The 23,107-nt window shown below is 72.6% G+C and carries 24 protein-coding genes and 1 pseudogene; 15 read left to right on the top strand and 10 right to left on the bottom strand.

What is annotated here, in order from left to right; all coding sequences use genetic code 11:
• Nucleotides 1-135 precede the first annotated feature (135 nt).
• Nucleotides 136-1,332, bottom strand: a complete 1,197-nt coding sequence (locus tag VG276_04550) for an alkaline phosphatase family protein (protein HEV8648673.1) — start codon at nt 1,330-1,332, stop codon at nt 136-138.
• Between the two features lie 230 nt (nt 1,333-1,562).
• Here VG276_04550 and VG276_04545 point away from each other — a divergent pair, with 230 nt between their 5' ends.
• Together VG276_04545 and VG276_04540 are read left to right on the top strand one after the other, a co-directional pair.
• Complete coding sequence (locus VG276_04545; protein ID HEV8648672.1) at nt 1,563-2,795, top strand: glycosyltransferase; 1,233 nt, start codon at nt 1,563-1,565, stop codon at nt 2,793-2,795.
• Between the two features lie 54 nt (nt 2,796-2,849).
• Nucleotides 2,850-3,773: a rhomboid family intramembrane serine protease gene (locus VG276_04540; protein HEV8648671.1), complete on the top strand. Its 924-nt coding sequence runs from the start codon at nt 2,850-2,852 to the stop codon at nt 3,771-3,773.
• A 238-nt stretch (nt 3,774-4,011) separates the two neighbouring features.
• On the opposite strand, the gene VG276_04535 is transcribed toward VG276_04540, so the two are convergent.
• The 5 genes from VG276_04535 to VG276_04515 all read right to left on the bottom strand — a co-directional run bounded on the left by VG276_04535 (nt 4,012) and on the right by VG276_04515 (nt 9,619).
• The gene (locus tag VG276_04535) at nt 4,012-4,734 is read right to left on the bottom strand and encodes a hypothetical protein (GenBank protein HEV8648670.1); all 723 of its coding nucleotides are present in this window, start codon (nt 4,732-4,734) and stop codon (nt 4,012-4,014) included.
• A gap of 164 nt (nt 4,735-4,898) precedes the next feature.
• Complete coding sequence (locus tag VG276_04530) at nt 4,899-5,126, bottom strand: hypothetical protein (protein ID HEV8648669.1); 228 nt, start codon at nt 5,124-5,126, stop codon at nt 4,899-4,901.
• 143 nt (nt 5,127-5,269) lie between these two features.
• Nucleotides 5,270-6,982 carry an NAD-dependent malic enzyme gene (locus tag VG276_04525; GenBank protein ID HEV8648668.1) on the bottom strand — a complete coding sequence of 571 codons (1,713 nt, stop codon included), beginning with the start codon at nt 6,980-6,982 and terminating at the stop codon, nt 5,270-5,272.
• Nucleotides 6,983-7,157: 175 nt separating this feature from the next.
• Nucleotides 7,158-8,726 (bottom strand): C4-dicarboxylate transporter DctA, encoded by a 1,569-nt coding sequence (gene dctA / locus VG276_04520; protein HEV8648667.1) that lies wholly within the window; start codon nt 8,724-8,726, stop codon nt 7,158-7,160.
• Between the two features lie 503 nt (nt 8,727-9,229).
• Nucleotides 9,230-9,619, bottom strand: a complete 390-nt coding sequence (locus VG276_04515; GenBank protein HEV8648666.1) for a MerR family transcriptional regulator — start codon at nt 9,617-9,619, stop codon at nt 9,230-9,232.
• 93 nt (nt 9,620-9,712) lie between these two features.
• Between VG276_04515 and VG276_04510 the strand changes: the two genes are divergently transcribed.
• Nucleotides 9,713-10,189 carry a hypothetical protein gene (locus VG276_04510; GenBank protein HEV8648665.1) on the top strand — a complete coding sequence of 159 codons (477 nt, stop codon included), beginning with the start codon at nt 9,713-9,715 and terminating at the stop codon, nt 10,187-10,189.
• Nucleotides 10,190-10,452: 263 nt separating this feature from the next.
• On the opposite strand, the gene VG276_04505 is transcribed toward VG276_04510, so the two are convergent.
• Nucleotides 10,453-10,653 (bottom strand): hypothetical protein, encoded by a 201-nt coding sequence (locus tag VG276_04505; GenBank protein ID HEV8648664.1) that lies wholly within the window; start codon nt 10,651-10,653, stop codon nt 10,453-10,455.
• 235 nt (nt 10,654-10,888) lie between these two features.
• Here VG276_04505 and VG276_04500 point away from each other — a divergent pair, with 235 nt between their 5' ends.
• From VG276_04500 to VG276_04465, 8 genes are all read left to right on the top strand, one after another.
• Nucleotides 10,889-11,437, top strand: a complete 549-nt coding sequence (locus tag VG276_04500) for a helix-turn-helix domain-containing protein (protein HEV8648663.1) — start codon at nt 10,889-10,891, stop codon at nt 11,435-11,437.
• Nucleotides 11,416-11,604, top strand: a complete 189-nt coding sequence (locus tag VG276_04495; protein ID HEV8648662.1) for a hypothetical protein — start codon at nt 11,416-11,418, stop codon at nt 11,602-11,604. The genes VG276_04500 and VG276_04495 overlap by 22 nt, the downstream gene beginning before the upstream one ends.
• A 112-nt stretch (nt 11,605-11,716) precedes the next feature.
• Nucleotides 11,717-12,073 carry a helix-turn-helix transcriptional regulator gene (locus VG276_04490; protein HEV8648661.1) on the top strand — a complete coding sequence of 119 codons (357 nt, stop codon included), beginning with the start codon at nt 11,717-11,719 and terminating at the stop codon, nt 12,071-12,073.
• On the top strand, nt 12,070-12,960 hold the full coding sequence (locus tag VG276_04485) for a hypothetical protein (GenBank protein HEV8648660.1): 891 nt from the start codon (nt 12,070-12,072) through the stop codon (nt 12,958-12,960). The genes VG276_04490 and VG276_04485 overlap by 4 nt, the downstream gene beginning before the upstream one ends.
• A gap of 481 nt (nt 12,961-13,441) precedes the next feature.
• Nucleotides 13,442-14,515 (top strand): selenide, water dikinase SelD, encoded by a 1,074-nt coding sequence (selD, locus tag VG276_04480; GenBank protein ID HEV8648659.1) that lies wholly within the window; start codon nt 13,442-13,444, stop codon nt 14,513-14,515.
• A gap of 301 nt (nt 14,516-14,816) precedes the next feature.
• The gene (locus VG276_04475; GenBank protein HEV8648658.1) at nt 14,817-15,239 is read left to right on the top strand and encodes a M67 family metallopeptidase; all 423 of its coding nucleotides are present in this window, start codon (nt 14,817-14,819) and stop codon (nt 15,237-15,239) included.
• Nucleotides 15,240-15,448: 209 nt separating this feature from the next.
• Nucleotides 15,449-15,847: a MoaD/ThiS family protein gene (locus tag VG276_04470; protein HEV8648657.1), complete on the top strand. Its 399-nt coding sequence runs from the start codon at nt 15,449-15,451 to the stop codon at nt 15,845-15,847.
• Nucleotides 15,848-15,852: 5 nt separating this feature from the next.
• The gene (locus VG276_04465) at nt 15,853-16,788 is read left to right on the top strand and encodes a cysteine synthase (protein ID HEV8648656.1); all 936 of its coding nucleotides are present in this window, start codon (nt 15,853-15,855) and stop codon (nt 16,786-16,788) included.
• Nucleotides 16,789-16,892: 104 nt separating this feature from the next.
• Here VG276_04465 and VG276_04460 read toward each other — a convergent pair.
• Nucleotides 16,893-16,985, bottom strand: a pseudogene (locus tag VG276_04460) (glutamate racemase).
• A 44-nt stretch (nt 16,986-17,029) separates the two neighbouring features.
• Here VG276_04460 and murI point away from each other — a divergent pair.
• The 4 genes from murI to VG276_04440 are packed head-to-tail and all read left to right on the top strand — an operon-like array spanning nt 17,030 to nt 20,191.
• The gene (gene murI, locus VG276_04455) at nt 17,030-17,881 is read left to right on the top strand and encodes a glutamate racemase (protein HEV8648655.1); all 852 of its coding nucleotides are present in this window, start codon (nt 17,030-17,032) and stop codon (nt 17,879-17,881) included.
• Nucleotides 17,878-18,669 (top strand): MBL fold metallo-hydrolase, encoded by a 792-nt coding sequence (locus tag VG276_04450; protein HEV8648654.1) that lies wholly within the window; start codon nt 17,878-17,880, stop codon nt 18,667-18,669. Before murI ends, VG276_04450 begins: the two co-directional genes overlap by 4 nt.
• Nucleotides 18,666-19,472, top strand: coding sequence for a ribonuclease PH (rph, locus tag VG276_04445; GenBank protein HEV8648653.1), 807 nt, complete (start codon nt 18,666-18,668; stop codon nt 19,470-19,472). The genes VG276_04450 and rph overlap by 4 nt, the downstream gene beginning before the upstream one ends.
• Entirely contained in the window at nt 19,469-20,191 is a 723-nt protein-coding gene (locus VG276_04440; protein ID HEV8648652.1) for a non-canonical purine NTP pyrophosphatase, read from the top strand. Before rph ends, VG276_04440 begins: the two co-directional genes overlap by 4 nt.
• A 56-nt stretch (nt 20,192-20,247) precedes the next feature.
• Here the strand turns inward: VG276_04440 and VG276_04435 are convergent, their stop codons facing one another.
• Both VG276_04435 and VG276_04430 read right to left on the bottom strand, forming a co-directional pair.
• On the bottom strand, nt 20,248-21,852 hold the full coding sequence (locus tag VG276_04435) for a hypothetical protein (GenBank protein HEV8648651.1): 1,605 nt from the start codon (nt 21,850-21,852) through the stop codon (nt 20,248-20,250).
• Nucleotides 21,853-22,326: 474 nt separating this feature from the next.
• On the bottom strand, nt 22,327-23,107 hold a 781-nt coding region (locus VG276_04430; protein ID HEV8648650.1), incomplete at its 5' end, for an ATP-binding cassette domain-containing protein.

The raw sequence follows: 23,107 nt of genomic DNA, 5'->3' as shown, positions 1-23,107 counted from the left end.
GGAGATCGAGCTTCGTTGGTGCTATCGACGCTTCGTTTGGTACTACGGGCTCGCCGCCCAGTGACCTGGCCAGGTCGAGTCCCGCTTGCCGCGGTGTGCCGGCGCTGGAACGACCAGGTTATCGGCCCGCAAGCCCTAACGGCGGATCTCGATCAGGGGGACGAGCTGCTCGGCCGGGGTCAGCGAGCCGTGGTGGCCGGTCAGCCGGGCCTGGGACGGGTCGACCTCGCGCTGCACGATCCCGACCGGGCCGAAGGCGGCCGCGACCACGTCGCCGACGCGGGGCCGGACCCGGTCGGGCACCTGCGACCCGAACCAGCCCGACTCGACCGCCTCCTCGCCTGAGACGACCCACATCACGTGGCCGAGCAGCTCCCGCCAGGCGGCCAGCACGTCGCCGGCGGCCCCGTCCCTGGCGTGGACGTGGCGGGCGCGGGCCTCACCGGCGAGCAGCCGTACGCCCGCAGCCAGCTCGGGCTGGTCGGCCAGGTCGATCCGCTGCTCGGGCCGTAGGTCGACCATGCCATGGTCGCCGGTCACGAGCAGGACCGCGTCGCGCGGCAGGCGGTCGGCCAGGTGCGCGGCCAGGCGGTCGACGTGGGCGAGCTGCAGCCGCCAGGCGTCGGTCGCGGTGCCCCTGACGTGCCCGGTCTTGTCCAGGTCGGGATGGTAGGCGTAGACCAGGCTGCGCCTGCTGCCTGCCAGGTGGCGCGCTGCGGCGGCGGCCTGGTCGCCCAGGGACAGGACCGCGGCGTACACGCCGCCTCGCAGGACCGCCCGGGTGAACCCGGAGGCGGCGTGCTCGCCCGGGCCGAGCAGGCTGACCGCGACCCCGTCGGCTGCGGCGCGCTCGAAGGCGGTCGTCTCCGGTTGCAGCCGCTCGGGCACGAACCGGTCGCGCAGGTCCCTGTCCCTGGACCCGCCGAGGCCGTAGGGGGCCCAGCGCAGGCAGTTGAACGCGCGCTCCATCCCGGGCAGCGCGATCGTGTAGCCGACCAGGCCGTGCTCGGACGGCGGGAGGCCGGTGCCGATCGACCCGAGGCTCGACGCCGTGGTCGACGGGAAGCCGGCGGTAAGCGGCGACCCCGACTCGGCCGCGGCGGCCAGGAACGGCGCCCAGGTCCGGTTGGCGAGCAGCAGCTCCCAGCCGAGCCCGTCGACCACCAGCAGGCAGGCCCGGCGGGCCGGCTCGAGCCCGAGCGGGTTGCGGCAGCCGGGCACGTCCAGGGCGGCGAGGAGGGACGGCATGAGGTCGGACAGGGACGCCTCGCCGTAGCGGGGCACGGTTGGGGCGGGGACGCTCACGTCGGCCCCGGCGGGATCTGGCTGCATGCGCCGAGGTTAGCAAGGCCGCGCGGCCTGGGACTCGGCCCTGCCCGCCGTTCGGGACCGGCCCCTGCCGCACCTCGTTGCCGTACCGGGGGTAGCCCTTCTCGATCGGCCCCCTCCCCGCCGTTCGGGGACCCGCCGTTCGGGGACCCGCCGTTCGGGACCGGCCGCCGCGCCGTCGTAGGATGCGCCGGGCTGGGCTGTGACCGACGGGCGATGGTGGTGGAGGGCGCGTGGCCGAGGAGAGGCGGGACCTGCCGACCTACAACGTGCTCAAGAGCTGGGCGTTCGACGACTGGGGCCTGTACGGCCGGGGTGACGAGCTGCTCAGCCGGGCGCTGGCCCGCCACGCCCGGGTGGCCCGGGTCTTCCACGTGCAGCCCCCGGTCGACCCGGCCGAGCTGCGCAGCCGCTTCCGCGACCCGCGCTGGGAGCAGGACATGGCCGGGCAGCTCCGCCGCTTCTCGGGCGTGGAGGACGAGGGCGTGCTGCTGTTCACGCCGCGGGCCGACCCGCAGCGGCCCGACGCCGCCCTGGACCGCACCATCGAGCGGCTCGAGAGCGAGCAGGCCTTCGGCGACCCGCTCATCATGCTGCACGGGCTCACCGACCGGTTCTCGGTCGACCTGGCCCAGCGGCTCGGCGGCCGCAGGGTGACGCGGGTGGCGCAGATCCGCCGCGACGCCCGGGCCGCCTACCCGCCCGACGCCGACGAGCGCGGCGTCCTCGACGACATCTACGCCGCCCAGGTGCCCCGGGCCGACCTGGTCTGGGCGGGCACGGGCGAGCTGGTGGAGGAGCTGAAGGCGCGCAACCCGCGGACCGTGCTGCACCCGGTCGGTGCCGACCAGGGGCTGGCCAGGGGCCGGCCCGCGCCGGAGCTCGCCGACCTGCCCCGGCCGCTGGTCATCTACGCCGGCTCGATGCGCGCCTACCTCAACGTCGGCCTCATCCGGGGGACGGCAGAGCGGCTGGCCGACCACAGCTTCGTGTTCGTGGGCCCGGCCGCCGACTTCCTCGCCCAGCTGCTGTCCGGGGTGCGCAACGTCCACGTGATCGGGCCCCGGCCCTACGACCTGCTGCCCGACTACCTGGCCGCGGCCGACGTCGCCATTGCGCCCCACCAGGTCGCCCCGGCCACCCGGGCGGTGGTGCCCGAGAAGCTGTTCGGCTACCTGGCGGCCGGGCTGCCGGTCGTGACCACCGCGGTCGCCGGTGCCCAGGACCTGCGCCGGCTGGTGTGGATCGCACGCGACCCGTCGGAGTTCGCGCGCGCCATCCAGGGCGCGCTCAAGCGGGACCGGGAGCGCCGGCAGACCCTCCGGCAGGCCGCGGTCGCCCCCCTGTCCTGGGACGCGATCGCCGACCACGTCGTGGCCAGCGTGGACGCGGTGCGCGCGGAGACCGAGCTGCCCTCGCCGCCCGACCTGAAGGTGCCGGCCATCCCAGGCTTCCTGGCCCGCTGAACTCGCCCAGGCGTGGCATGCTGGGCCGGCGAGGCCCATCGAGAGGAGTGCCCGTTGCCCGACGACCAGGTGCCGGACGACCGCCCGGAATGGCTGGCCCGCCACGCCCAGGCGCCCGCCCAGGCCACCTGCTACCGGCATCCCGACCGGCCCACGGCGCTGCGCTGCTCGCGCTGCGACCGGCCCGTCTGCGGCGAGTGCGCCCAGCCTGCCCCGGTCGGCCAGCTCTGCCCGGACGACGCCAGCGAGCGGGCCGACGTCCGGCGGCTGCCCGAACCGGGCCGCCCGGTCGTCACCCTCGGTCTGCTCGCCGTCAACGCGGTGATGCTGCTGGTCGAGGCGGCCCAGAGCGGCGGCGTGGCCGGGCTGCTCGACCCGTCCTCGCCGGCGCTGTGCCGGCTCGGCGCCCTCAACTCGGCCGCGATCGCCGAGGGCGGGCAGTACTGGCGGCTGTTCACGGTGATGGTGCTGCACGCCGGGATCCTCCACTTCGCGCTGAACAGCTACGCCCTGTACGTGTTCGGACCTCAGCTCGAGTACGTGCTCGGCCGGGCCCGCTACCTCGCCCTGTACGTGGGGGCCGGGTTCGTCGGGGCGGCCGCGAGCTTCGCGATCGGCCGCACCGTGCTCGGGGTGGGCGCCTCCGGGGCGATCTTCGGGCTGCTCGGCGCGCTGGTGGCGTTCTTCTTCCGCCGGCGCCGGGCGATTGGCGGCGCCCCCCTGCAGAATCTCCTCTTCATCGTGGCGATCAACCTGTTCCTGGCCACCCGGATCCCCAACATCGACAACCTCGCCCACATCGGCGGCTTCGTGGGCGGACTTGCCGGCATGGCCCTGCTCGACGTCGTCCCTGCCGGCAACCGCCGCCTCCAGCTCCTCGCCCTGGCCGCGCCGTTCGTGCTCGGCCTGGCGCTCACTGCCTACGGGGTGGCCAGCTTCCCGGCCGGCACCGGCGAGCCGTCCTGCGTGGCCCTGTGACCGGTCCCGCGACCCTTACCACGGGCCCTCTGCCGGTCCCGCGACCCTGGCCGCGGGCCCTCTGACCGGTCCCGCGACCCTGGCCGCCCGGCACTGAACGCGTGGAGCGCCTGCGGCCCCGGGCATCACATCCCGCTCGGCAGGTTTGCCGAACTGCTCGGGGTCCGCCTGGCAGCGGACGATCCTTCCAAGCCGACGGCCAAATTCGGCCGTCGGGCTCGCGCTTCAGGTGGTGCGGTCAGCCCAGGCGGTCGGAGTTGCCGCGGCGGTCCGGCTGGGTGGCGTGCAGCGAGCGGGTGGCCAGGTACAGCGAGTTGCTCATCGCGATCCGGAACGGCTCCGTCAGCCCCAGCGCGACCACGATGGCGACTTGGGCGAGCAGCGCGATCCCGGGGGCGTCGCCGACCCGGCCGACCGCCTGCAGGAACCCGATGCCCAGGCAGATCGGGAAGTGGGCGGCTGCCACGCGGTGGGACACGGCGGCGGCCACGCGGACGCGGCGCTCGCCGTCGAGCACGATCCGCTGGATCAGCACGGCCAGGAACGCGAAGGCGACCGCGAGGAGCGGCACCGTACCGACCTCGAACACGGTCCGCTCGCTCCTGCTCAGCGTGGCGAGGTCCCGGGCGCCGAGCAGCAGCAGCGCCACCATGGAGGCCAGCGCCAGGTAGAGGAACTGGAGCAGGGCGCCCCGGAAGCCGGGACCGGCCGACCGGCGTGTGGCGGCGAGCGCCTGGCCGGGCTGGTGGGGGCCGGGCTGGAGCGCGCCGGCCAGGTAGGCGACCAGGAACAGCTCGGCCAGCACGCCGGCCACGACCAGTGCGAGGCCGCCGACGACCTGGACCGGCTGCGAGGCCCGCTGGAGCGCGAGCGAGGCGGCGCCGAACGCGACGGTGGCCACGGCGGCGAGCGGCCGGCGCTGGTACTGGCGGCCGGCCTCGCGGAGGATGGAAGCAAGCACGTGGGATCTCCGGCGCGGTGACGTGGGACGCGACCCTATCTTCGTGGGACGCGACCCTATCCTAGAGGGTTAGTTCCCCGACCCGCCTCCAACCCGTTGACCAGCGGGTTTGCCGTCGAGGTGGGCGATCAGGCACCCCGAACGGAACAGTAGCGGATCGACCCCTACGAATCGGCCTGCCGCACCGGCCCGCCAGTGCGCGAGTCGAGCCACCCGGTCTCTCCGCCGTCGTAGAGGCCGCCGTGACGCTCGACGATGGTTTCCACCATCTCGTGTCGCTCGATCATGTCCTCGACGGGAACCTCGCGTGCCGCGCGCAGCAGCCACTTCAGTCGGGGATCCCACGGTGTCTTAAGCGCTCTCTTTGGCGCGCTCCGGAGCTTCACTGCCACCGCGCTGATCGTTGCTGCTTCTTCTGGTCCGTAGTCGATCAGAGCGCGTTGTACGTGTCTGTGGGCCGTCCACGGCCATGGTGGAGCATGAAACTGCCGGTCTTCGTGCTTTCGACTGTGCTCCGTGTATCTCTCTCTGATGCTCAGATGAGTTCGATCTGGGGGTATGCAGGCCGCCACATGGCCTGGTGGATCTGTTGAACGGGAGAGCTGAGCTCGGCCTGGGCCAGGCCTTCCTTCTCGGCCGCGAGGGCAACGGCGACGCCGACCGCGGCGGAGACCATGCGCAGGCTCTCCACCGGTGGCAGTAGCGCCGCCCCGAGCGTCATGGCGTCGGAGAGTTCCGCGACAGCGTCGGCGGCCGCCTCCAGCATCGGTTCGTTGATGCGTCTGGCTTTGGCGACGGCCACGCCGAGGCCCAGGCCGGGGAAGATCAACGCGTTGTTGGCCTGGGCGATCCGGTAGGTGCGACCCTCGTAGGTGACCGGCGGGAAGGGGCTGCCGGTGGCGACCAGCGCCCGTCCCTCGGTCCAGCGGATCAGGTCCTGGGGCAGCGCCTCGCACTTCGACGTGGGGTTGGACAGCGGCATGATGATGGGCCGCTCGACTTTGGAGGCCATCTGACGAACGATCTGCTCGCTGAACGCCGCCGGCTGCGTGGAGGTGCCGATCAGCATGGTCGGCTCGGCGTTGGCCACCACGTCGGCCAGCCCGATCCCATCGCCGCTGCGTGACCAGTTCGCGACCTCGCCGGCCGGGCGGGCGTAGGGCATCTGGAAGTCACGCAAGGTGGCGGCCCGGTCATCGGTGATCAGCCCCTTGCGGTCTAGGGCGTAGAACCGTCGGGTGGCCTCCTCGCGGGTCAGCCCCTCGCGGACCATGACGTCGCGCATCATGTCGGCGATGCCCATCCCGGCGGTACCGGCGCCGTGGATGACCACGCGCTGGTCGCGCATCCGGCCGCCCGCGACGCGCACGGCGGCGACCGCGGCGGCCAGGACGACCGCCGCGGTGCCTTGCATGTCGTCGTTGAACGTGCAGACCTGGTCGGCGTACTTGTTCAGGATCCGCCGCGCGTTGCTGACCCCGAAGTCCTCCCAGTGCAGCAGCGCGTTGGGGAACAGCTTCGTCGCCGCCGTGACGTACGCGTCGATGAGCTCGTCGTAGCGGTGGTCGCGTACCCGGGCGTGCCGGTTCCCCAGGTACATGTCGTCGCTGAGCAACGCCAGGTTGTCGGTGCCCATGTCCAACACCACCGGGATCACCCGGAGCGGGTGGATGCCCGCCGCCGCGATGTACACGGCCAACTTCCCGATGGCGATCTCGATCCCGCCCACACCCCAGTCCCCGATACCGAGGATGCCCTCGGAGTCGGTCGCCACGATCAGGTCGACATCCTCGGCGCCCGTGCCGTGGTTACGGAACGCCTCCTCCACGTTCTCGGGGTGGTCGACGGACAGGTAGACCCCGCGCGGGCGGCGGAACTCGTGGCTGAACCGCTCGATCGCCTGGCCGATCGTCGGGGTGTAGACGATCGGCAGCATCTCCTCGAGGTGCTCGGTGAGCAGCCGGTAGAACAGCACCTCGTTGCGGTCCCGCAGGTTGCCCAAATACACGTTCTTTCCCAGATCGTCGGCCTGCCGGCCGAACTGCGCATACGTACGGCGCAGCTGCGCCTCCATCGTCGACACGCCGGAAGGCAGCAGACCGGTCAACCCCAGCGCCTGCCGCTCCTCGGGGGTGAACGCCGTCCCCCGGTTCAACAGCGGAGATGCCAGCACCGAACGGCCACGGATGCGGACCCGCGCCACCGTACCCGCCGCCGTTTGGACCAGCTCATATGGACGCTCGGACATTCCGCCACCTTCTCGACTCGACGCCGAGAACACCTACACTGAGAGGGCTTCGGCGACTACTTCTTCGGTAGGTACAGTTCGGGCCTCGTTTCCTCTCGAGAGTGCCTCTCCGGCCAATCCAATGGTTTCCGACAAATTAGTGAGATGCAGGCGTCACGGTCCCGCCCCAGTCTGTTCAATGTGTGAGAGCGGAGGGCCGGTGGGACTCCGCGTACTCCTCCGGGGTCTCGTAGTCCTCGGGCACGTCGATGTCCTCGATCAGTGACGGGTCGTCGAGGACCTCGCGGAACCGTTCCTCGTCTCGCTCGCCCTCCCACCTGGCGATGACCATCGTGGCCACGCCGTTGCCAATGAGGTTGGTGATCGCCCGGGCCTCGGACATGAAGCGGTCGATGCCGACGATGAGCGCGATGCCCACGGCGGGGACGTGGCCGAAGGCCTGCAGCCCGGCGGCCAGCGTCACGAGGCCGGCGCCGGTGACCCCGGCTGCGCCCTTCGACACCAGGAGCAGCAGCAGAAGCAGGCCGATTTGCTGCCCGATGGACATCCGCGTGTTCGTCGCCTGCGCGATGAAGATCGCCCCCATCGTCAGGTAGATGCACGTGCCGTCAAGGTTGAACGAATAACCAGTAGGGATGGTCAGCCCGACCACGGACTTGGCCGCCCCGGCGTTCTGCAGCTTGGCCATGATCCGCGGCAGCACCGACTCCGACGACGAAGTGCCCAGCACGATGAGCAGCTCGTCCTTGATGAGCCGGATGAATTTCAGGATGTTGAAGCGCCCCAAGGCCGCAGCGACCCCGCCGAGGACGACCAGGATGAACAACAGGCAGGTCAGGTAGAAGGCCACCATGAGGGTCGCCAGGTTGCCGAGTACCCCGATGTCGAAGCGGCCCACGGTGTAGGCCATGCCGCCGAAGGCGCCGATGGGGGCGGCGTACAGAACGATGTGCACGATTCGGAAGATCATCTTGCCGATGGCGTCGATCCCGGCCACGATCCCGGCGCCGAGACTGCCGATCGCCGTGAGCGCGATGCCGCTTAGTACGGCGATGAACAGCACCTGGATGATCTCGCCCTCGGCGAAGGCACCGACGAAGGTGTCGGGGATGATGTGCAGCAGGAACGGAACGATTCCGCTCGGGGTCTCCTGCAGGCTGCCGAGCGTCTCCTTCGCGTCCGCTGGGTCGGGGGTGACGTTGAGTCCCACTCCGGGGTGGATCACGTTGACGACGACGAGGCCGATCGCGAGGGCGATCAGCGTCATGGTGATGAAGTACGCAAGAGCCTTAACCCCGAGCCGGCCGGCCTCGGTGAGGTTGCCCAGCGAGGCGATGCCCACCACGACCGTTGTGAAGATGATCGGGGCGATGAGCATCCGGATGAGCTTGACGAAGCCGTCGGCCAGCGGCTTGAGCTCAACCGCGAAGCTCGGCGCGACCACTCCCACGACTGCACCCGCAACGATCGCGAGCAGCACCCAGAAGTACAGGTGATGGTAGAGCGGCTTGCGCTTGACGCCCGGCTCAGTGCCTGGCTCGCTGGCAGCCCGAGAGACGGGTTCTCCCGAGGTGCCGGGTCCTCCCGAGGATTCGGACATGGGCCCTCCCTTTGGATGCCGATGTGGGGTAGCCGCTTGTGCGCGTGCCTCAAGAGAGAATCTGGGGACAAAGGCCGATCGATGTGCCTCGCTGACTATTCTGCCCATCGAGCGTCCGTGATGAAACATCACGACTTGGTGCACAGGTGACCCCTGAGGCAGGGCCCCGGCGAGGTCGCGGTTCGTCCCTGTTTGTCCGATGGCCCTAGGGTCGTGGCCCGGCGCCACGCGACCGCGCTGGTCCAGGCCGGGAGCCAGCCTCCAGCGACAGGCATGGTCGGGCCTTTGGGGCAGACCGCGACTTGCCGGGGCCCTGACTCAAGACCACCTTCAAGGCCCTACGCAACGTCGGCTGCTGCCCCTGGGAGATCGGCAGGATCGCCGCGGCTGCGCTCGTGCGCTCGTGCTCCTGCCCATCGACCACGACCCCACCACCTGATCACCCGGCGCCACACGCCGCGACGCGGAAGGGCTCATGGTCCTGACGCAGCGTCTTCGGGCTCGTGCCGACGATCGTCACAACCGGCCGGGCCACAGCGGTCGTGCTGGCGTTGCCGATGCCACGCCGGTGCCTGGACGGCAGGCCCTCCTGGTGCGCGCCGTCGTGTCCGCCCTCGCCAGGTCGCCGCCGCCCGACCGCGGAGACGTCAGCGCGGCGGGTCACCATCGAGGGTTGGTGTGAACCGGCAGCGGCCGGCCCGGCACTCCTGGATCGTCGTGGTGATGGTGCGGCGGGTCCGGCGCAGTTGGGCGATCTTGGCGTCGATCCGGTCGACCACGGCCTCCAGCCGCCACCGCTCGCTGTCGCAGGTCGCGGTGCCGGCGTCATGGGCGTGGAGCGCGTCGATGACCTCCTCCAGCGTGAACCCCAGCTGCTGCAGGGCGCGCGCCATCCGGATCCGCTCCACCGTGGACGCGGTGTAGCTGCGATAGCCCGACGGCCGGCGCGCTGGTGTCGGCAGCACACCGCGCCGTTCGTAGAAGCGGACCGTGTCCACGCTCACGTCGGCTTCCGCTGCGACCTGGCCGATCTTCACACGCCTCACCGCTTGACTCTGAACTTAGGTCCAGAGTTTAAGGTTGGCGGTGACAGGGCGCAACACCCGACCACAACCCGAGGAGCAGCACCGATGGACAGCCCGGCAACCACCACACCGATCGTCTGCGACATGACCACCGCCCCCGACACCGGCCCGGAACGCCTGCAGGAGTACCAGCGGCTGTTCACCCAGGCCCTCATCGGCCGGGAACGGACCGCCGAAGGGATCCGGTTCCGGTTGCGCGCCGACGACGGCATCCAAGCCTGGACAGGCGACCTTGCCGCCCGCGAGAAGGCATGCTGCCCATTCTTTGACTCCAGCATCACCACCGACGGCGACGAGGTGCACTGGGACGCCACCGTCATCGACGACGACATCGCCCGCGCCATCCTCGAGGAGTTCTACAACCTGCCCGACACCGTCGCCGACGGTGTCGAAGGGCTCGAGAACCGGCTCACCGAGCGGGGCCTACAGCTCACCGCAACCCCGGCCGGCACCGTCACGCAGGTCCACCGCGCCGCCGGCGACGGCGCCTCCGGCGCGCCCGCACCATCACCCCAACGCTGACCACGCCTGGACAACAAGGACACCGCTGGCCCGGATGCGCCGGTCTGCCCGACGTGCAGCCGCGCCGGTTCCGGCCCGCCAGGCCAGCGACAACGGCCGTTCCACCCGGCGGGGTCCCGTGCGGCTCAGACGCGCCCACCTGGCCTGGCCGTGGGAGCGGCTCGGCGCCACACGGCAGACCGCATGCCGCGGTTGGCCCGGCGCAAGCCGAGGCCACGTCAACCCGGAGCCGTAGTACTGCCCTAATGGAAGTTCGTGGGTGGTCAGGAGCTGGCTGGTGGGAGGTTGTTCTGCCAGGCGGTGGGGTCGTTGAGGTACAGCCCGCAGGCGCAGTCCGGGGCCTCCTCGGGCGTGCCGGTCGGCAGGCCGCTTGGCAGGACTGAGTCCTGGTAGCCGTCCCGGCTGGCGAGGTAGATGGCGAACCCCCACAGGCTGGCCGAGCGCTCGTAGCGCAGCCGGCACAACCGGAGGCCTCGCCGGTGTGCAGCTCACCGTCGAGGTAGGCGAACCGGCCACGGAAGCGCACGTGCACGTCGGCGAGCTCGCCCCACCGCTGACGTGCCTGGTCCAGCAGCCGCTGGTGTAGAGAGACCTTGGTCGACCCGGGGATCGTTGGCGCTGGCATCGGCCCATCATCCCCTGCCCCGGTAGCCTGCTGCCCGGTCGGCCAGCGGGGCCGGCTTCCAGGAGGGAGGTGTGGTGGCACGAGCAGGTGGGCGCGGCCCGTTCCAGATCAGCCTGCGGGCAGCGGAGCGCCGCTTCCTCAAGGCCCGGGCCCGCCGCCAAGCGGTGCCGTGGCGAGAGGTGGTCCGCGCCAGGATCGTGCTGGACGCCGCGGCGGGGCTGCCCGACGCGCTGCTCGCCCGGCGTGTCGGCGTCGCGCCCAACACCGTCATCAAGTGGCGCAAACGCTTCTGGGAACAGGGATTCCAGGGCCTGCGGGACCGCAAGCGGCCCGGCCGGCCGCGGGTGTTCCCGGCCGCGGTCGTGGCGGCTGCCAAGGCGGTCGCCTGTTCGCTACCCCGAACCCGCGGGGTGCCGCTGTCGCGGGTGATGACCGTCGAGCCGCACGCGTCGGCCGAGCGGGTGTTCTGGGTGGTCGACAACGGCTCACCCCACCGCGGCCAGGCGTCCATCCAGCGGCTGGAGGGCGAGTACAGAACCTGTGCTTGGTTCATCTGCCCGTGCACGCCTCGTGGCTCAACCAGATCGAGATCGTCTTCTCGGTGTTTCAGCGCAAAGTGCTGACGCCCAACGACTTCACCGACCTCGCCGAGGCCCAGCAGCGCCTGCTTGGCTTCCAGGCTCGCTACCAGCAGACCGCCGTGCCGTTCGACTGGCGGTTCACCAGTTCGGACCTGGACCGACTCCTGTGCCGCCTGGACGAAACGGAGCAGCTTGCCAACGCCACCTGACCGAGCACCAGCCTCTCCGCCAAGCGGCATAACCACCCGCGCGGACCCCCAGTATGGCAGGACTGCGGCCCGACGCTTGTGATGGCTCGGTTACCGACATATAGTTGGGCGCATGGCACACGACCGTCGCCCACCACGCCCGATGCGGGAACCCACCTACTTCGTGCTCGCCGCGCTCCTGGACGGCCCGCTGCACGGCTACGGCATCATCCAGCACGCCTACCAGCTGTCCGGCCAGCGCGTCCGGCTGGCCGCCGGCACCCTCTACGAGGCACTGGACCGGCTCGCCAGCAGCGGCGACATCACCGTCGACCGCCAAGAGACCGTCGACGGGCGCGTGCGCCGCTACTACCGCCTGACCCAACAGGGCCGCCACGCGCTGCACCAGGAAGCAACCCGGATGGAGCAGGCCGCACGGATCGTCACGCGCCGGCCCGCCACACCGGCAAGCAGGCCGTCCCCAGCATGAGCCGCCGACCACAGCTCCGCCGCCAGCGCTGGTACCGCCTGCTGCTGCTGGCCTACCCGCGCGCCTGGCGGCACGAGCGCGGCGCCGAGCTCCGCACCACACTCCTGGAGGCAGCCCAGACCCAGCCCGGGCGGCGGCCGCCCGCGCTCAGGGAAGCGGCCAGCCTGCTGGTGGGCGGCCTGCGGACCCGCACCCGGATGGCCGCCGCCGGCTCGGTTGGCAGGCTGTGGCACAGCGGGCTGCACCTGGGGGCGCTGCTGCTGCTGCTCAGCCAGGCCGCCGCCGCGCTGCACACGCAATGGGCCGAGCTGGCGTGGGCGCGCTCCCAGCACACCCTCTACCCGCCCAGCCCACTGGCGCTGCTGCCGATCCTGGGCGCGCTGAGCGTGCTGCGCGGGCGCCTGCGCGTCGGGCTGGTGCTGACCGCCCTGACCGCCGCGGTCGCGTTCAGCCCGGCGGCGACCAACATCAACATTGGCGCGCCGCCGGGCTCATGGGGCACGGCGGCAGGCTACCTGCTGCCGATTGCCATCGTCGGCCTGCTGGCCTGGCAGCGACCACCTCCCCAGCCACGGTCATGGCTGTGGCTGCTGGTCCCCGTCCTGGTAGCCCTCGACGCCACGGCCACGGGCTATGTCATCAACGACACCGGCGGGCAGGTCACCTGGCTGCTGCTGCCCGCGCTGCTCCTCGGCGCCCTGGCCTTGGCCCCGGTCGACCCGCGGCCGGCGATCGGCGCCACCGTCTTCTTGGCACCGCAGCTCGCCAAGATCCTTGAGGTTCCCCTGGCCACCCGGCAACCGATCGGCGTGCTGCTGTGGGCCGGCGGCACCCTGGCGCTCCTGCTCGCGGCCATCTGGGGCACCCGCCGACTCACCCGCGCCTGACCGCCGCGGCTGCTGCGCTGGCTGGCCAAGCACGGCAACTCCCGAAGGCTGCATGACCACCACGCACGAACTTCTATACGCGAGCACTATCTATGCAGACGATGCGTTCTACACAGGGTCTCACGTCGTTTCGCCCGATGTTGCGACGGTTGCAGCGTCCCCAGACCAGCGCGGACGAGGCTGGACGTAGCCGGACGAGGATGGACGAGACGTAACGAGGTCGTTACAGAGGGAGTCGGCCGTCACGGGGCGGGGGGATCATCAATATGAACAGGAACGGAATAATCCAGGGTGGACGAGGCTGGATCAGGGTCCTGCTCATCCTCATCGAAGGTACGATCTACCTGGCAAAACGTGGACCAGGGTGGACGTAGGTGGACGGGGCTGGACCTGCGGGACCAACCTAGAGGGATCGTGAAGCCACCCGCCCCTGAGAAGCCACCCGCCCCTGAGAAGCCACCCGCCCCTGGAGGGAGCGTCGATGCCGTCCCAGACCGATGCCGTCCGCCTGACCTCGCTCTCCCACGGCGCCGGGTGCGCGTGCAAGCTGCCCCTGGCCGCGCTCGACGAGCTGATGCGGGCGGTCGGTCCTGGGCTCGGTGCGGCAGCCGGCGACCTGCTGGTAGGCGCCGGCGAGGGCGACGACGCGGCTGTGTACCGTCTGGACGGGTCCAGGGCGCTGGTCTTCACCACCGACTTCTTCACCCCCATCGTCGACGACCCGCGTGACTGGGGGCGGATCGCCGCCGCCAACGCGCTGTCCGACGTGTACGCGATGGGCGGGCGGCCGCTGGTCGCGCTCAACCTGACCGCCTGGCCGGCCGCGACCCTCTCCCTCGAGCTGCTCGCCGAGGTGCTGCGGGGCGGCGCCGAGGTGGCCGGGGAGGCGGGCTGCCTGGTCGTCGGCGGCCACTCGGTCGACGACCCGGAACCGAAGTACGGCATGGCCGTGGTCGGCCTGGCCGACCCGGGCCGCCTGCTCACCGTCGACCGGGCCAGGCCAGGCGACCACCTGGTGCTCACCAAGCCGCTCGGCACCGGCGTGGTCGCCACCGCGCTCAAGCGCGGCGGCGCCGACCCCGGGTCGGTGGCGAGCGCGGTCGCGTCGATGACCGCCCTGAACGCGGACGCGTCCGAGGCGGCCCTGGCCGCCGGCGTGCGCGCGGCCACCGACGTGACCGGCTACGGGCTGCTCGGCCACCTCCACCGCATGCTGCGGGCGAGCGGCGCGGCCGGCGAGGTGGACGCGGCCCGGGTGCCGTTCCTGCCCGGCGCCGCCGAGCTGGCCGGGGCCGGGTTCGTCGCCGGTGGGACCAGGAGCAACGAGGCGTTCCTGGCCGGCAAGGTGGAGCTCGACCCGGGCGTCCCGCCGGTGGTCGCCACCCTGCTCCACGACGCCCAGACCTCGGGTGGCCTGCTGCTCGCGGTCCCTCCCGGCGCCCTGGCCAGCCTGGTCGACGACCTGCACGGCCGCGGCCTGCGGCCCGCCCTGGTCGGGCGGGTGGTCGGCGGCCCGGCCGGGGCTGTGCGGGTCCGCCGCCTGCCTCCGGGCTGACCAGGACACACTCGCCTTGGGCCTGTGAGGCGTGCTCGCCTGGAGCCCGCGGGGGCGCGCTCACCTGCGGCGCGCGAGGCGCACCCGCCTGGGCGCGCGAGGCGCACCCGCCCGAGGTGGCGAGGGCAATCGCCTGAGGTGGCGAGGGCAATCGCCTGAGGCGCGCGAGGCCCGGGCGGGCCATGGTCGGCTCGCTGGTCGCGATGCTACGCTCGACCTGGGCATCCCAGACGCCGGAACATCGGCGCCGCCCGGGTGGTTGGGACTGGGTGACCGGATGAGGACCTGGCTGGAAGGACCGATGTTCGAGATCGACCAACTGAGCTACGACGCGCTCGTCGCCCACGCCCGGGAGGAGTTCCCCAACGAGGCGTGCGCCCTGCTGGGCGGGGACGGGCGAGTGGAGAAGGTCTACGCGCTGCCCAACGCCGAGGCCAGCCCGACCTTCTACGTGGTCGAGCCGAAAGCCCTGCTCCGGGCCATGACCGAGATGGACGAGCTGGGCTGGGACCTGGTCGGGATCTTCCACTCCCACACCTTCACCGAGGCGTACCCGTCCCGCACCGACGTCGAGCTGGCGCGCTACCCGGACGCTGCCTACCTCATCCTCTCGCTGGCCGACCAGGAAGCGCCCGAGCTGCGCGCGTTCCGCATCGTCGACGGCCAAGTGACCGAGGAGCCGGTCGAGATCGTCGACCAGGCGAGCCCGGCGGTGGCCGGGTGAGCCCGGTGCGTCCCGCGCCGCCCCCTCCCGGGCCCGCCGCCGGGCTCGCCTCGCCGGTCTGGCACCGCCAGGGTCCGGCCGCCCGCTACGGGCGATGTCGGCGCCGGCCGGCGCACGGCGCCTGAGCCGCGGCCGAGCTCGCCGACCGCTGTCGGCGTGACCGGCCTCCGGCCGCCGCCCACCCCAACCGCCCAGGAGGCCCGCCACCCATGCCTGTCGAAGTCCGCATCCCGACCATCCTCCGCAAGTACTCGGACGGCGCCAAGAGCGTCGCCGCCGAGGGCGACACCATCCGCAGCCTGCTCGCCGACCTGGACGAGCGCTACCCGGGCATCGCCAGCCAGCTCCTCAACGAGGACGGCAGCCTGCACCGCTTCGTCAACGTCTACGTCAACGACGAGGACGTCCGCTTCCTCGGCGCCCTGGACGCCAAGCTGGCCGAGGGCGACGTGGTCGCCATCCTGCCCGCCGTGGCCGGGGGGTCCGGGGGGCTCACGCCTGGCCCCCCGGCGGCCAGGGGGTCTGGGGGGCTCATGCCCAGCCCCCCGGCGGCCAGGGGGTCCGGGGGGCTCATGCCCAGCCACCCGGTCAACGGCGGGAGCGGGTGAGCGACGTGCGGTACGAGGATCTGGTCGACGCGATCGGCAACACCCCGCTGGTGGGCCTGCCCCGGCTCTCGCCCCGGCCCGACGTGCGGCTCTGGGCCAAGCTCGAGGGGCAGAACCCGACCGGCAGCGTCAAGGACCGCATCGCCAAGGCGATGGTGGTGGACGCCGAGAAGACCGGCCGGCTCACCCCGGGCGCGACCCTCCTCGAACCGTCGAGTGGCAACACCGGCATCTCGCTGGCGCTGGTCGCCCGTTTGCGCGGCTACCGGCTGGTGGTCGTCATGCCCGAGAACACCTCCAAGGAGCGCCGCCAGCTCCTCGAGCTGTACGGCGCCCAGGTGACGCTCTCGCCGGCCGCCAAGGGCTCCAACGGCTCGATCGGGGTGGCCAAGGAGCTGGCCGCCGCCAACCCCGGCTGGGTCATGCTCTACCAGTACGGCAACCCGGCCAACGCGCTCGCCCACTACGAGACCACCGGGCCCGAGATCTGGCGGGACCTGCCCGAGGTCACCCACTTCGTGGCCGGGCTCGGCACCACCGGGACCCTCATGGGCGTGGGCCGCTACCTCAAGGAGCAGAACCCCGCCGTGCAGATCGTCGCCGCCGAGCCCGAGTACGGCGACCTGGTGTACGGGCTGCGCAACCTCGACGAGGGCTTCGTCCCCCCGATCTTCGACGAGACCCTGCTCGACCGGCGCATCAAGGTGAACTCGGCCGACGCCCTGCGCCGCACCCGCGAGCTGGCCGCCGTCGAAGGGGTCTTCGCCGGCATCTCCAGCGGTGCGATCCTGCACGTGGCGCTGCGGCTGGCCGAGCAGGCCGAGCAGGCCGACATCGTGCTGCTGGTCTGCGACGGGGGCTGGAAGTACCTGTCCACCGGCGCCTACGGCGCCGACCCCGAGCGCGCCGAGGCGGGGCTGCGCGGCCAGCTCTGGGCCTGACCCCTCGAGGTAGCGGCCGGAGCCGATCGTACCCCTCGAGATAGCGGCCGGAGCCGATCGTATCGAGGTAGCGGCCGGAGCCGATCGTGCCCCTGAGGTAGCGGCTCGAGGTAGCGGCCGGAGCCGATCGTGCCCTTGGTGCCGATCACCCCGATGCTGCGGTTGCGGGTGAGCCGGACCGCCGCGCGCACCGTCGGCGCGGTCACCGGCCCCGACCGCGCGCTGCGGTATCGTGCCGGGCATGGACACGCGACCCATCGGGATCTTCGATGCCGGCGTGGGCGGGCTCACCGTCGCGCGCGCGGTCATCGACCTGCTGCCACACGAGTCGGTCATCTACTTCGGCGACACCCAACGCGGCCCCTACGGCCCCCGTCCCCAGCCCGAGGTGCGCCGCTTCGCCGCGGAGATCATGGACCTGCTGCTCGCCCAGGACGTCAAGCTGGTGGTGGTGGCCTGCAACACCGCCTCGGCGGCCGCCCTGGACGAGCTGCGCGCGGCCTACCCCGTCCCGGTCGTCGAGGTGATCGAGCCGGCGGTGCGCGCGGCGGTCCGGCTCACCCGCAACCGCAGCATCGGGGTGATCGGCACCAAGGGCACGATCGGCTCCGGCCGCTACCTCGAGGCGATCCGGGACACCCACGAGAACGTCACCGTCACCTCCCAGGCATGCCCGGGCCTGGTCGAGTTCGTCGAGCGGGGCGAGACCACCGGCCAGCCGATCCTCGACGTTGCCGGCGCCTACCTGCGCCCGCTGGTCCGGGCCGACGTCGACACCCTGATCCTGGCCTGCACCCACTACCCGCTGCTGACCGGGGTCATCGGCTACCTCATGGGCCCCGACGTCTTCCTGGTCAACTCGGCCGAGTGGACCGCCCGCAACGTGTTCGCCGAGCTGACCCGGGCCGGCCTGCACGCCCCCTACGGGGCGGTGCCGAGCCACCGCTTCCTCGCCTCTGGCGACCCCGACCACTTCCGCCGGCTCGGCGCCCGCTTCCTCGGCCCGGAGGTCAACCGGGTGGAGCGGTGCAGCGCGGGGCCTGCGGCGGCCCGGGGCGCGCTGCCCGAGCCGGCCGAGGCGACCGCGCCGTGATCCGGCTCACCGTGCTCGGGTCCTGCGGCACCTACCCGGCCCCCGGGCGGGCCTGCTCCGGCTACCTGCTGGAGGCGGCGCCCGGCGGCGACGGCAGGGGCAGGCCGGTGCGGGTGTGGGTGGACACCGGCGGGGGCACTCTGGCCAACCTGCTGCGCTACACCTCGCCGACCGAGCTGGACGCGATCTGGGTGAGCCACCTGCACGTCGATCACCTGAGCGACCTCCCCCTCGCCTACTACACCCTCCGCTACGGCGACTTCGAGCCGGCAGGCACCCGCGTCCCCGTGTTCGGCCCGGCCGGCTGGGCCGACCACTTGAGCGGGCTCGTCTCGACCGGCACGTCGTCGCTGCTCGAGGACGCGTTCCAGGTGCACGAGCTCGCCGACGGCGAGTGCCTGCGCTTCGGCCCGCTCACCCTCACCGCGGTCGCCACCGTCCACAGCCTCGAGACCTACGGGGTCCGGGCCGTCGCCGGGGGCCGCACGATCGCCTACTCGGCCGACTCCGGGCCCTGCGACGGGCTCGGGCGGCTGGCCGACGGCGCCGACCTGTTCGTCTGCGAGGCGGCCTGGACCGAGCAGCCCTCGGGCGCCGAGCCGTTCCACATGACGCCCGCGGGCGCCGGCCGGTTCGCCGCCGAGGCCGGCGTGGACCGGCTCGTCCTCACCCATCTTCGTCCCCACGACGACCCCCGGGTCGCCGTCGACCGCGCCCGCCAGGCGTACGGCGGCGACCTCGACGTGGCCGTCGAGGGCAACGTCTACCAGCTCGGAGGAATGCCGTGACCCGAAAGGACGGCCGCGCCCCTGACGCGCTGCGGCCGATCGCCATCACGCTCGGCTGGCAGGAGACCGCCTACGCCTCGGCCCTGGTCGAGATCGGCCGCACCAGGGTCGTGTGCGCGGTCAGCCACGAGGACCGGACGCCCCCGTTCCTGCGCGGCACTGGCAAGGGGTGGATCACCGCCGAGTACTCGATGCTGCCCGGGTCGACCAGCGAGCGCTCCTCCCGCGAGGTGGCCAAGGGCCGCCCCGGCGGCCGCACCCACGAGATCCAGCGCCTCATCGGCCGCTCGCTGCGCGCCGTCACCGACACCGGGGCGCTGCCCGAGTCGACTCTGTGGGTCGACTGCGATGTGCTCCAGGCCGACGGCGGCACCCGCTGCGCCTCCATCACCGGGGCCTGGGTGGCCCTGTTCGCCGCCTGCCACCGGCTCATGCAGGAGAAGCGGGCCAGGACCTTCCCGCTGCGAGACCACGTCGCCGCGGTCAGCGCCGGCATCGTCGACGGCGTCCCCTGCCTCGACCTGCCCTACGAGGAGGACATGCGCGCCGAGACCGACATGAACGTGGTCATGACCGGCCTGGGCGGCCTGGTCGAGGTCCAGGGCACCGCCGAGCGGGAGCCGTTCTCCCGGGCCGAGCTTGACACCCTGCTCGACTTGGCCGGCCACGGCATCGCCGAGCTGGTCGCGGCCCAGAAGCTCGCCCTCGGCGACCTTCTCGAGCAGGCCGCGATCCCGCCCCTGCGCCGCCTCGCCCTCGGCCCGACCCCGCTCCACCTCGGCGCCGCCCGGTCCCGCCCATGACCCGGCGGGAGGGCGCACCCGGAGCCTCGGGGCCGGGCGAGGAGCCGCCGATCCGGGCGCCGGGCGCCCCGAGCGGCGGGCCCGAGGGCGAGGGGCGCCCGACCGTGCCGCGGGTGCTCGTGGCCACCGGCAACCCGGGCAAGCTGCGGGAGCTGCGCGCCATCCTGGCCGGGCTGCCGGTCGAGCTGATCGGCCTGGCCGGCACCTGGCTCGGGACCCCGCCCGAGGTGGCGGAGACCGGGGTCACGTTCCTGGCCAACGCGCTGCTCAAGGCGCACGCGTACGCGGCCTGGTCGGGGCTGGCGACCATGGCCGACGACTCCGGCCTGGAGGTCGACGCCCTGGGCGGCGCCCCGGGGGTCCGCTCGGCCCGCTACGCGGGCCCGGAAGCGACCGACCAGGCCAACCTCGACAAGCTGCTGGCCGAGCTGGCCGGCGTGCCGCCCGAGCTGCGCACGGCCCGCTTCCGCTGCGCCGCCGCCCTGGTCGACCCCGGCCTCGGCACCTGGCACGCGGAGGCGGCCTGGGAGGGCCGCCTGCTCGACGCGCCCAGGGGCGCGGGCGGCTTCGGCTACGACCCGGTGTTCGTCCCCGACGGCTGGACGCGCACCAGCGCCGAGGTCGACGCCCCGACCAAGGACGCCGCCTCCCACCGCGGCAAGGCATTCCGCGCCCTGCGCCCGGCCATCGAGCGCTGGGCCGAGGCGGTCCTCTCGTGATGCCGCCCTGAGGCCCCCGCGACAGGACCGCCCGGGTAGCAGATCTGCCGGCGACCTCAGCCGGACGTGCCCGAGCTACCCTCGCCCGGGACGAGCCCGTACGACGTCCACAGGGGCTGGCAGCCGGCCCGGTACCTGACACAGCGGTAGAGCAGCAGGAACGCATAGCCGTCGAAGGTGGTCTCGCTGTCGCTCGGCACCAGGCCGATGTACTCGGACGGCATGCTGAGGCGGTCGACCGTGGCCTGCACGACGCCGTCGGGTCGCTGGAAGCGGAGCTGGCGGTTCCAGTAGGTGTAGAAGCCACCACGCAGGGCCGGCCGGTAGGACGTGTCGTGGGCGCCGTGGCGCACGACGGCGTCGTCCTCGATCTGGGTGGAGACCGCCAGCCGGGCCGCGGTGTCGGCGTAGGCGCGGCGGCCTACCTCGCCGTACTTGTAGCCGAGCAGCGTCTCGAGGGCGCCGAAGGCGAAGGTGCGCAGCGCGCTGGCGCGCTCGCGGTCGCAGCCGAGCGGGTTGCAGCGGGGGATCCCGAAGCCGAGCCGGTCGAAGGCCAGCTCCAGCCGGTCGGCGGTGGCGCTCGCCGTGGTCGTCCGGCCGGGCAGGAAGCCGCTGCCGTTGGCATAGGAGCGGGCCGGCGACCCCTCCCGGTGCAACGCCTGGACGGCCTCGAGCGTGGGCAGGAACGTGTCCTGGCGGGCCGCCCACAGGTAGGGGCGGGCGTCGAGCAGGCACGCCTTGGACCGGTAGGGGTAGGCGAGCGGGGTGTCCGGGGGCTTGAGCCGGCAGTCCAGGTAGGCGTCTATGAGCAGCTCGTGGCGGTAGCTGAGGTCGGCGGGGTACTGCCGGCCCTGGCCGAACAGGGTGACGCGAAGGTCGAGACCGGGCTGGAAGCCTGCGTTGACCATGAACCGGGCCAGGGCGTCGGCTCTGGCCTTGTCGCGCTTGGCCTGCGCGTAGAGCCAGGCCTGCTGGGTCGCGTGGCGCACCGTGAACCGGAAGCTGCGCAGGTGGCTGAGGTCGGTGCTGGGGAAGGTGAGCGTGTAGGTTGGGTAGGGGGCGCCAGGCGCGCGGGGCGAGAAGCCGCCGACGCGGGTGTCGTCCAGCCACACGTCGGCGCTGTCCAGGCCGCGGTCGCGCATCTCGACGGCGGTGACGGTGATCTGGTAACGCCCCGGACCGGCGTTCCAGTCGCAGCGGACGCGCAGGCGCAGGGCGTCGGTCGTGGCCGGGCTCGCGAAGGTCAGCTCGTAGGTCTCGGTGGCGTAGGCCGACTCCAGCCGGGTGATGCCAGTGAGCGACGGGCAGTCGCCCGGCCGGCACTGTTCCGACCGGGTCTGGCCGGCCAGCACCCAGCGGTTGTAGCGGGGGAAGTACACCCGGATCGGGAGTCCGTAATACTCCGACTGGACCGCGCCGACGGCTCCCAGCGGCTTGTACAGCCCGTCGAGGTAGCGCTCGGCCCCGGCGAGGACGCGGTTCAGCTCACTCAGCGACGGGGCGATCAGGACCGGCGCCTTCGGCTGCGCGGCCGGGTCGCTGGAGTGCGCGATGGCGACCGCCGGGACGACCAGGGCGCAGACCAGGGCGAGCGCGACGAGGCGACGGACCGACCGGCCAGCTGTCGGCGCGGGAAGCCGAACGCGATGGCGCCACGGCACCCGGCGACCCGGTAGAGCCGGCGCGGCCCCGCGCGCCGGCGCGGACCGGAGAGCCGGCGCGGACCAGGAAGCCGGCTCGGACCGGGGAGCGGGCGCGGTCCGGGGGGCCGGCGCGGTCCCGGGAGCGGGTGCGGTCCCGGGAGCGGTCCGGGGAGCGGGCGCGGTCCCGGGAGGCGGTCCTGGGCGGCGCGCCGGCCGGGTCGTGGGTGACAGCCTGACTTCGCGTGCCAGCCTGGCCTCGCGCGGGCCGACGCGAACCCCGAAGGGTGCTTGGGCGGCGACTGGCGGGCCGTGGTCATCAGCCGGTGGCATCGCGCCAGCGATCGACCGACGGCGCACCCGCGCCGCAAACTCGAACAACCGCAACATGGCCCCCCCGGACCGGTTGGGAAGCCTCTACCGGATCGTGCGAAATTGTCCATCCCCGGCGGCAAGGTGCCCATCAGCAGATCTACACACCTGCACCCAGGGCCGTCAGCCGCTGGCGGGCGCGGCCTCGCCCCGGTAGATCCGGCGGACGATGTCCTCGATGTCGGGCTCCACCAGGGTCAGGTCGACCACCTCGTGGCGGTCGAGGACCCGGGCGATCAGCTCGGCCGCGCTCAGTTCGTCGCGGGCGAACTGCAGCCAGCGCCGGTGGCCCTCGGCCCGCACGGTCGCCGCCCCCTCCAGCTCCACCCGGACGTCGTCGACCAGGTCGACGACCAGCACCCGGGTGGTGCCGTAGGCGTCGCGGAGCCGGTCGACGGTGCCGTCGTAGATGAGGCGGCCGTGGTCGATGATCATGAGCCGGCTGCAGAGCTGGGTGATGTCATCCAGGTCGTGGGTGGTGAGGATCACCGTGGTGCCCTCGGCCCGGTTCAGCTCGCGCAGGAAGTCGCGCACGGCCGCCTTGGCCTCCACGTCCAGCCCGATCGTCGGCTCGTCGAGGAACAGCACCCGCGGCATCGGCAGCACCGCCGCGGCCAGCTCAGCGCGCATCCGCTGCCCCAGCGACAGCGCCCGCACGGGCTCGTCGAGCAGCGGCCCGAGGTCGAGCAGCGCTGCCAGCCGGGCCAGCCGCACCGCCTGCTCAGCCCCTGGCACCCCGTAGAGGTGGCCCACCAGCTCGAACGACTCCCGCACGGGCAGGTCCCACCAGAGCTGGCTCCGCTGGCCGAACACCACCCCCATGCGCCGGGCGAGCCGGCGCCGCTCGCGCCAGGGGACCAGCCCGTCCACCCTGATCGTGCCCGCCGAAGGGACCAGGATCCCG

This window comes from Actinomycetes bacterium (genome assembly GCA_036000965.1).
In the GTDB taxonomy this organism is placed as follows: Bacteria; Actinomycetota; CALGFH01; order CALGFH01; family CALGFH01; genus DASYUT01.
This window is presented reverse-complemented; position numbering and strand designations above follow the sequence as displayed.

What these genes read in the sequence shown, in the direction of transcription:
- VG276_04550 (HEV8648673.1), bottom strand. Translation starts at nt 1,332, where the DNA reads ATGCAGCCAGATCCCGCCGGGGCCGACGTGAGCGTCCCCGCCCCAACC.
- VG276_04525 (HEV8648668.1), bottom strand. Translation starts at nt 6,982, where the DNA reads ATGTCCGAGCGTCCATATGAGCTGGTCCAAACGGCGGCGGGTACGGTG.
- VG276_04510 (HEV8648665.1), top strand. Translation starts at nt 9,713, where the DNA reads ATGGACAGCCCGGCAACCACCACACCGATCGTCTGCGACATGACCACC.
- VG276_04490 (HEV8648661.1), top strand. Translation starts at nt 11,717, where the DNA reads ATGGCACACGACCGTCGCCCACCACGCCCGATGCGGGAACCCACCTAC.
- VG276_04485 (HEV8648660.1), top strand. Translation starts at nt 12,070, where the DNA reads ATGAGCCGCCGACCACAGCTCCGCCGCCAGCGCTGGTACCGCCTGCTG.
- selD (HEV8648659.1), top strand. Translation starts at nt 13,442, where the DNA reads ATGCCGTCCCAGACCGATGCCGTCCGCCTGACCTCGCTCTCCCACGGC.
- VG276_04475 (HEV8648658.1), top strand. Translation starts at nt 14,817, where the DNA reads ATGTTCGAGATCGACCAACTGAGCTACGACGCGCTCGTCGCCCACGCC.
- VG276_04470 (HEV8648657.1), top strand. Translation starts at nt 15,449, where the DNA reads ATGCCTGTCGAAGTCCGCATCCCGACCATCCTCCGCAAGTACTCGGAC.
- murI (HEV8648655.1), top strand. Translation starts at nt 17,030, where the DNA reads ATGGACACGCGACCCATCGGGATCTTCGATGCCGGCGTGGGCGGGCTC.
- VG276_04440 (HEV8648652.1), top strand. Translation starts at nt 19,469, where the DNA reads ATGACCCGGCGGGAGGGCGCACCCGGAGCCTCGGGGCCGGGCGAGGAG.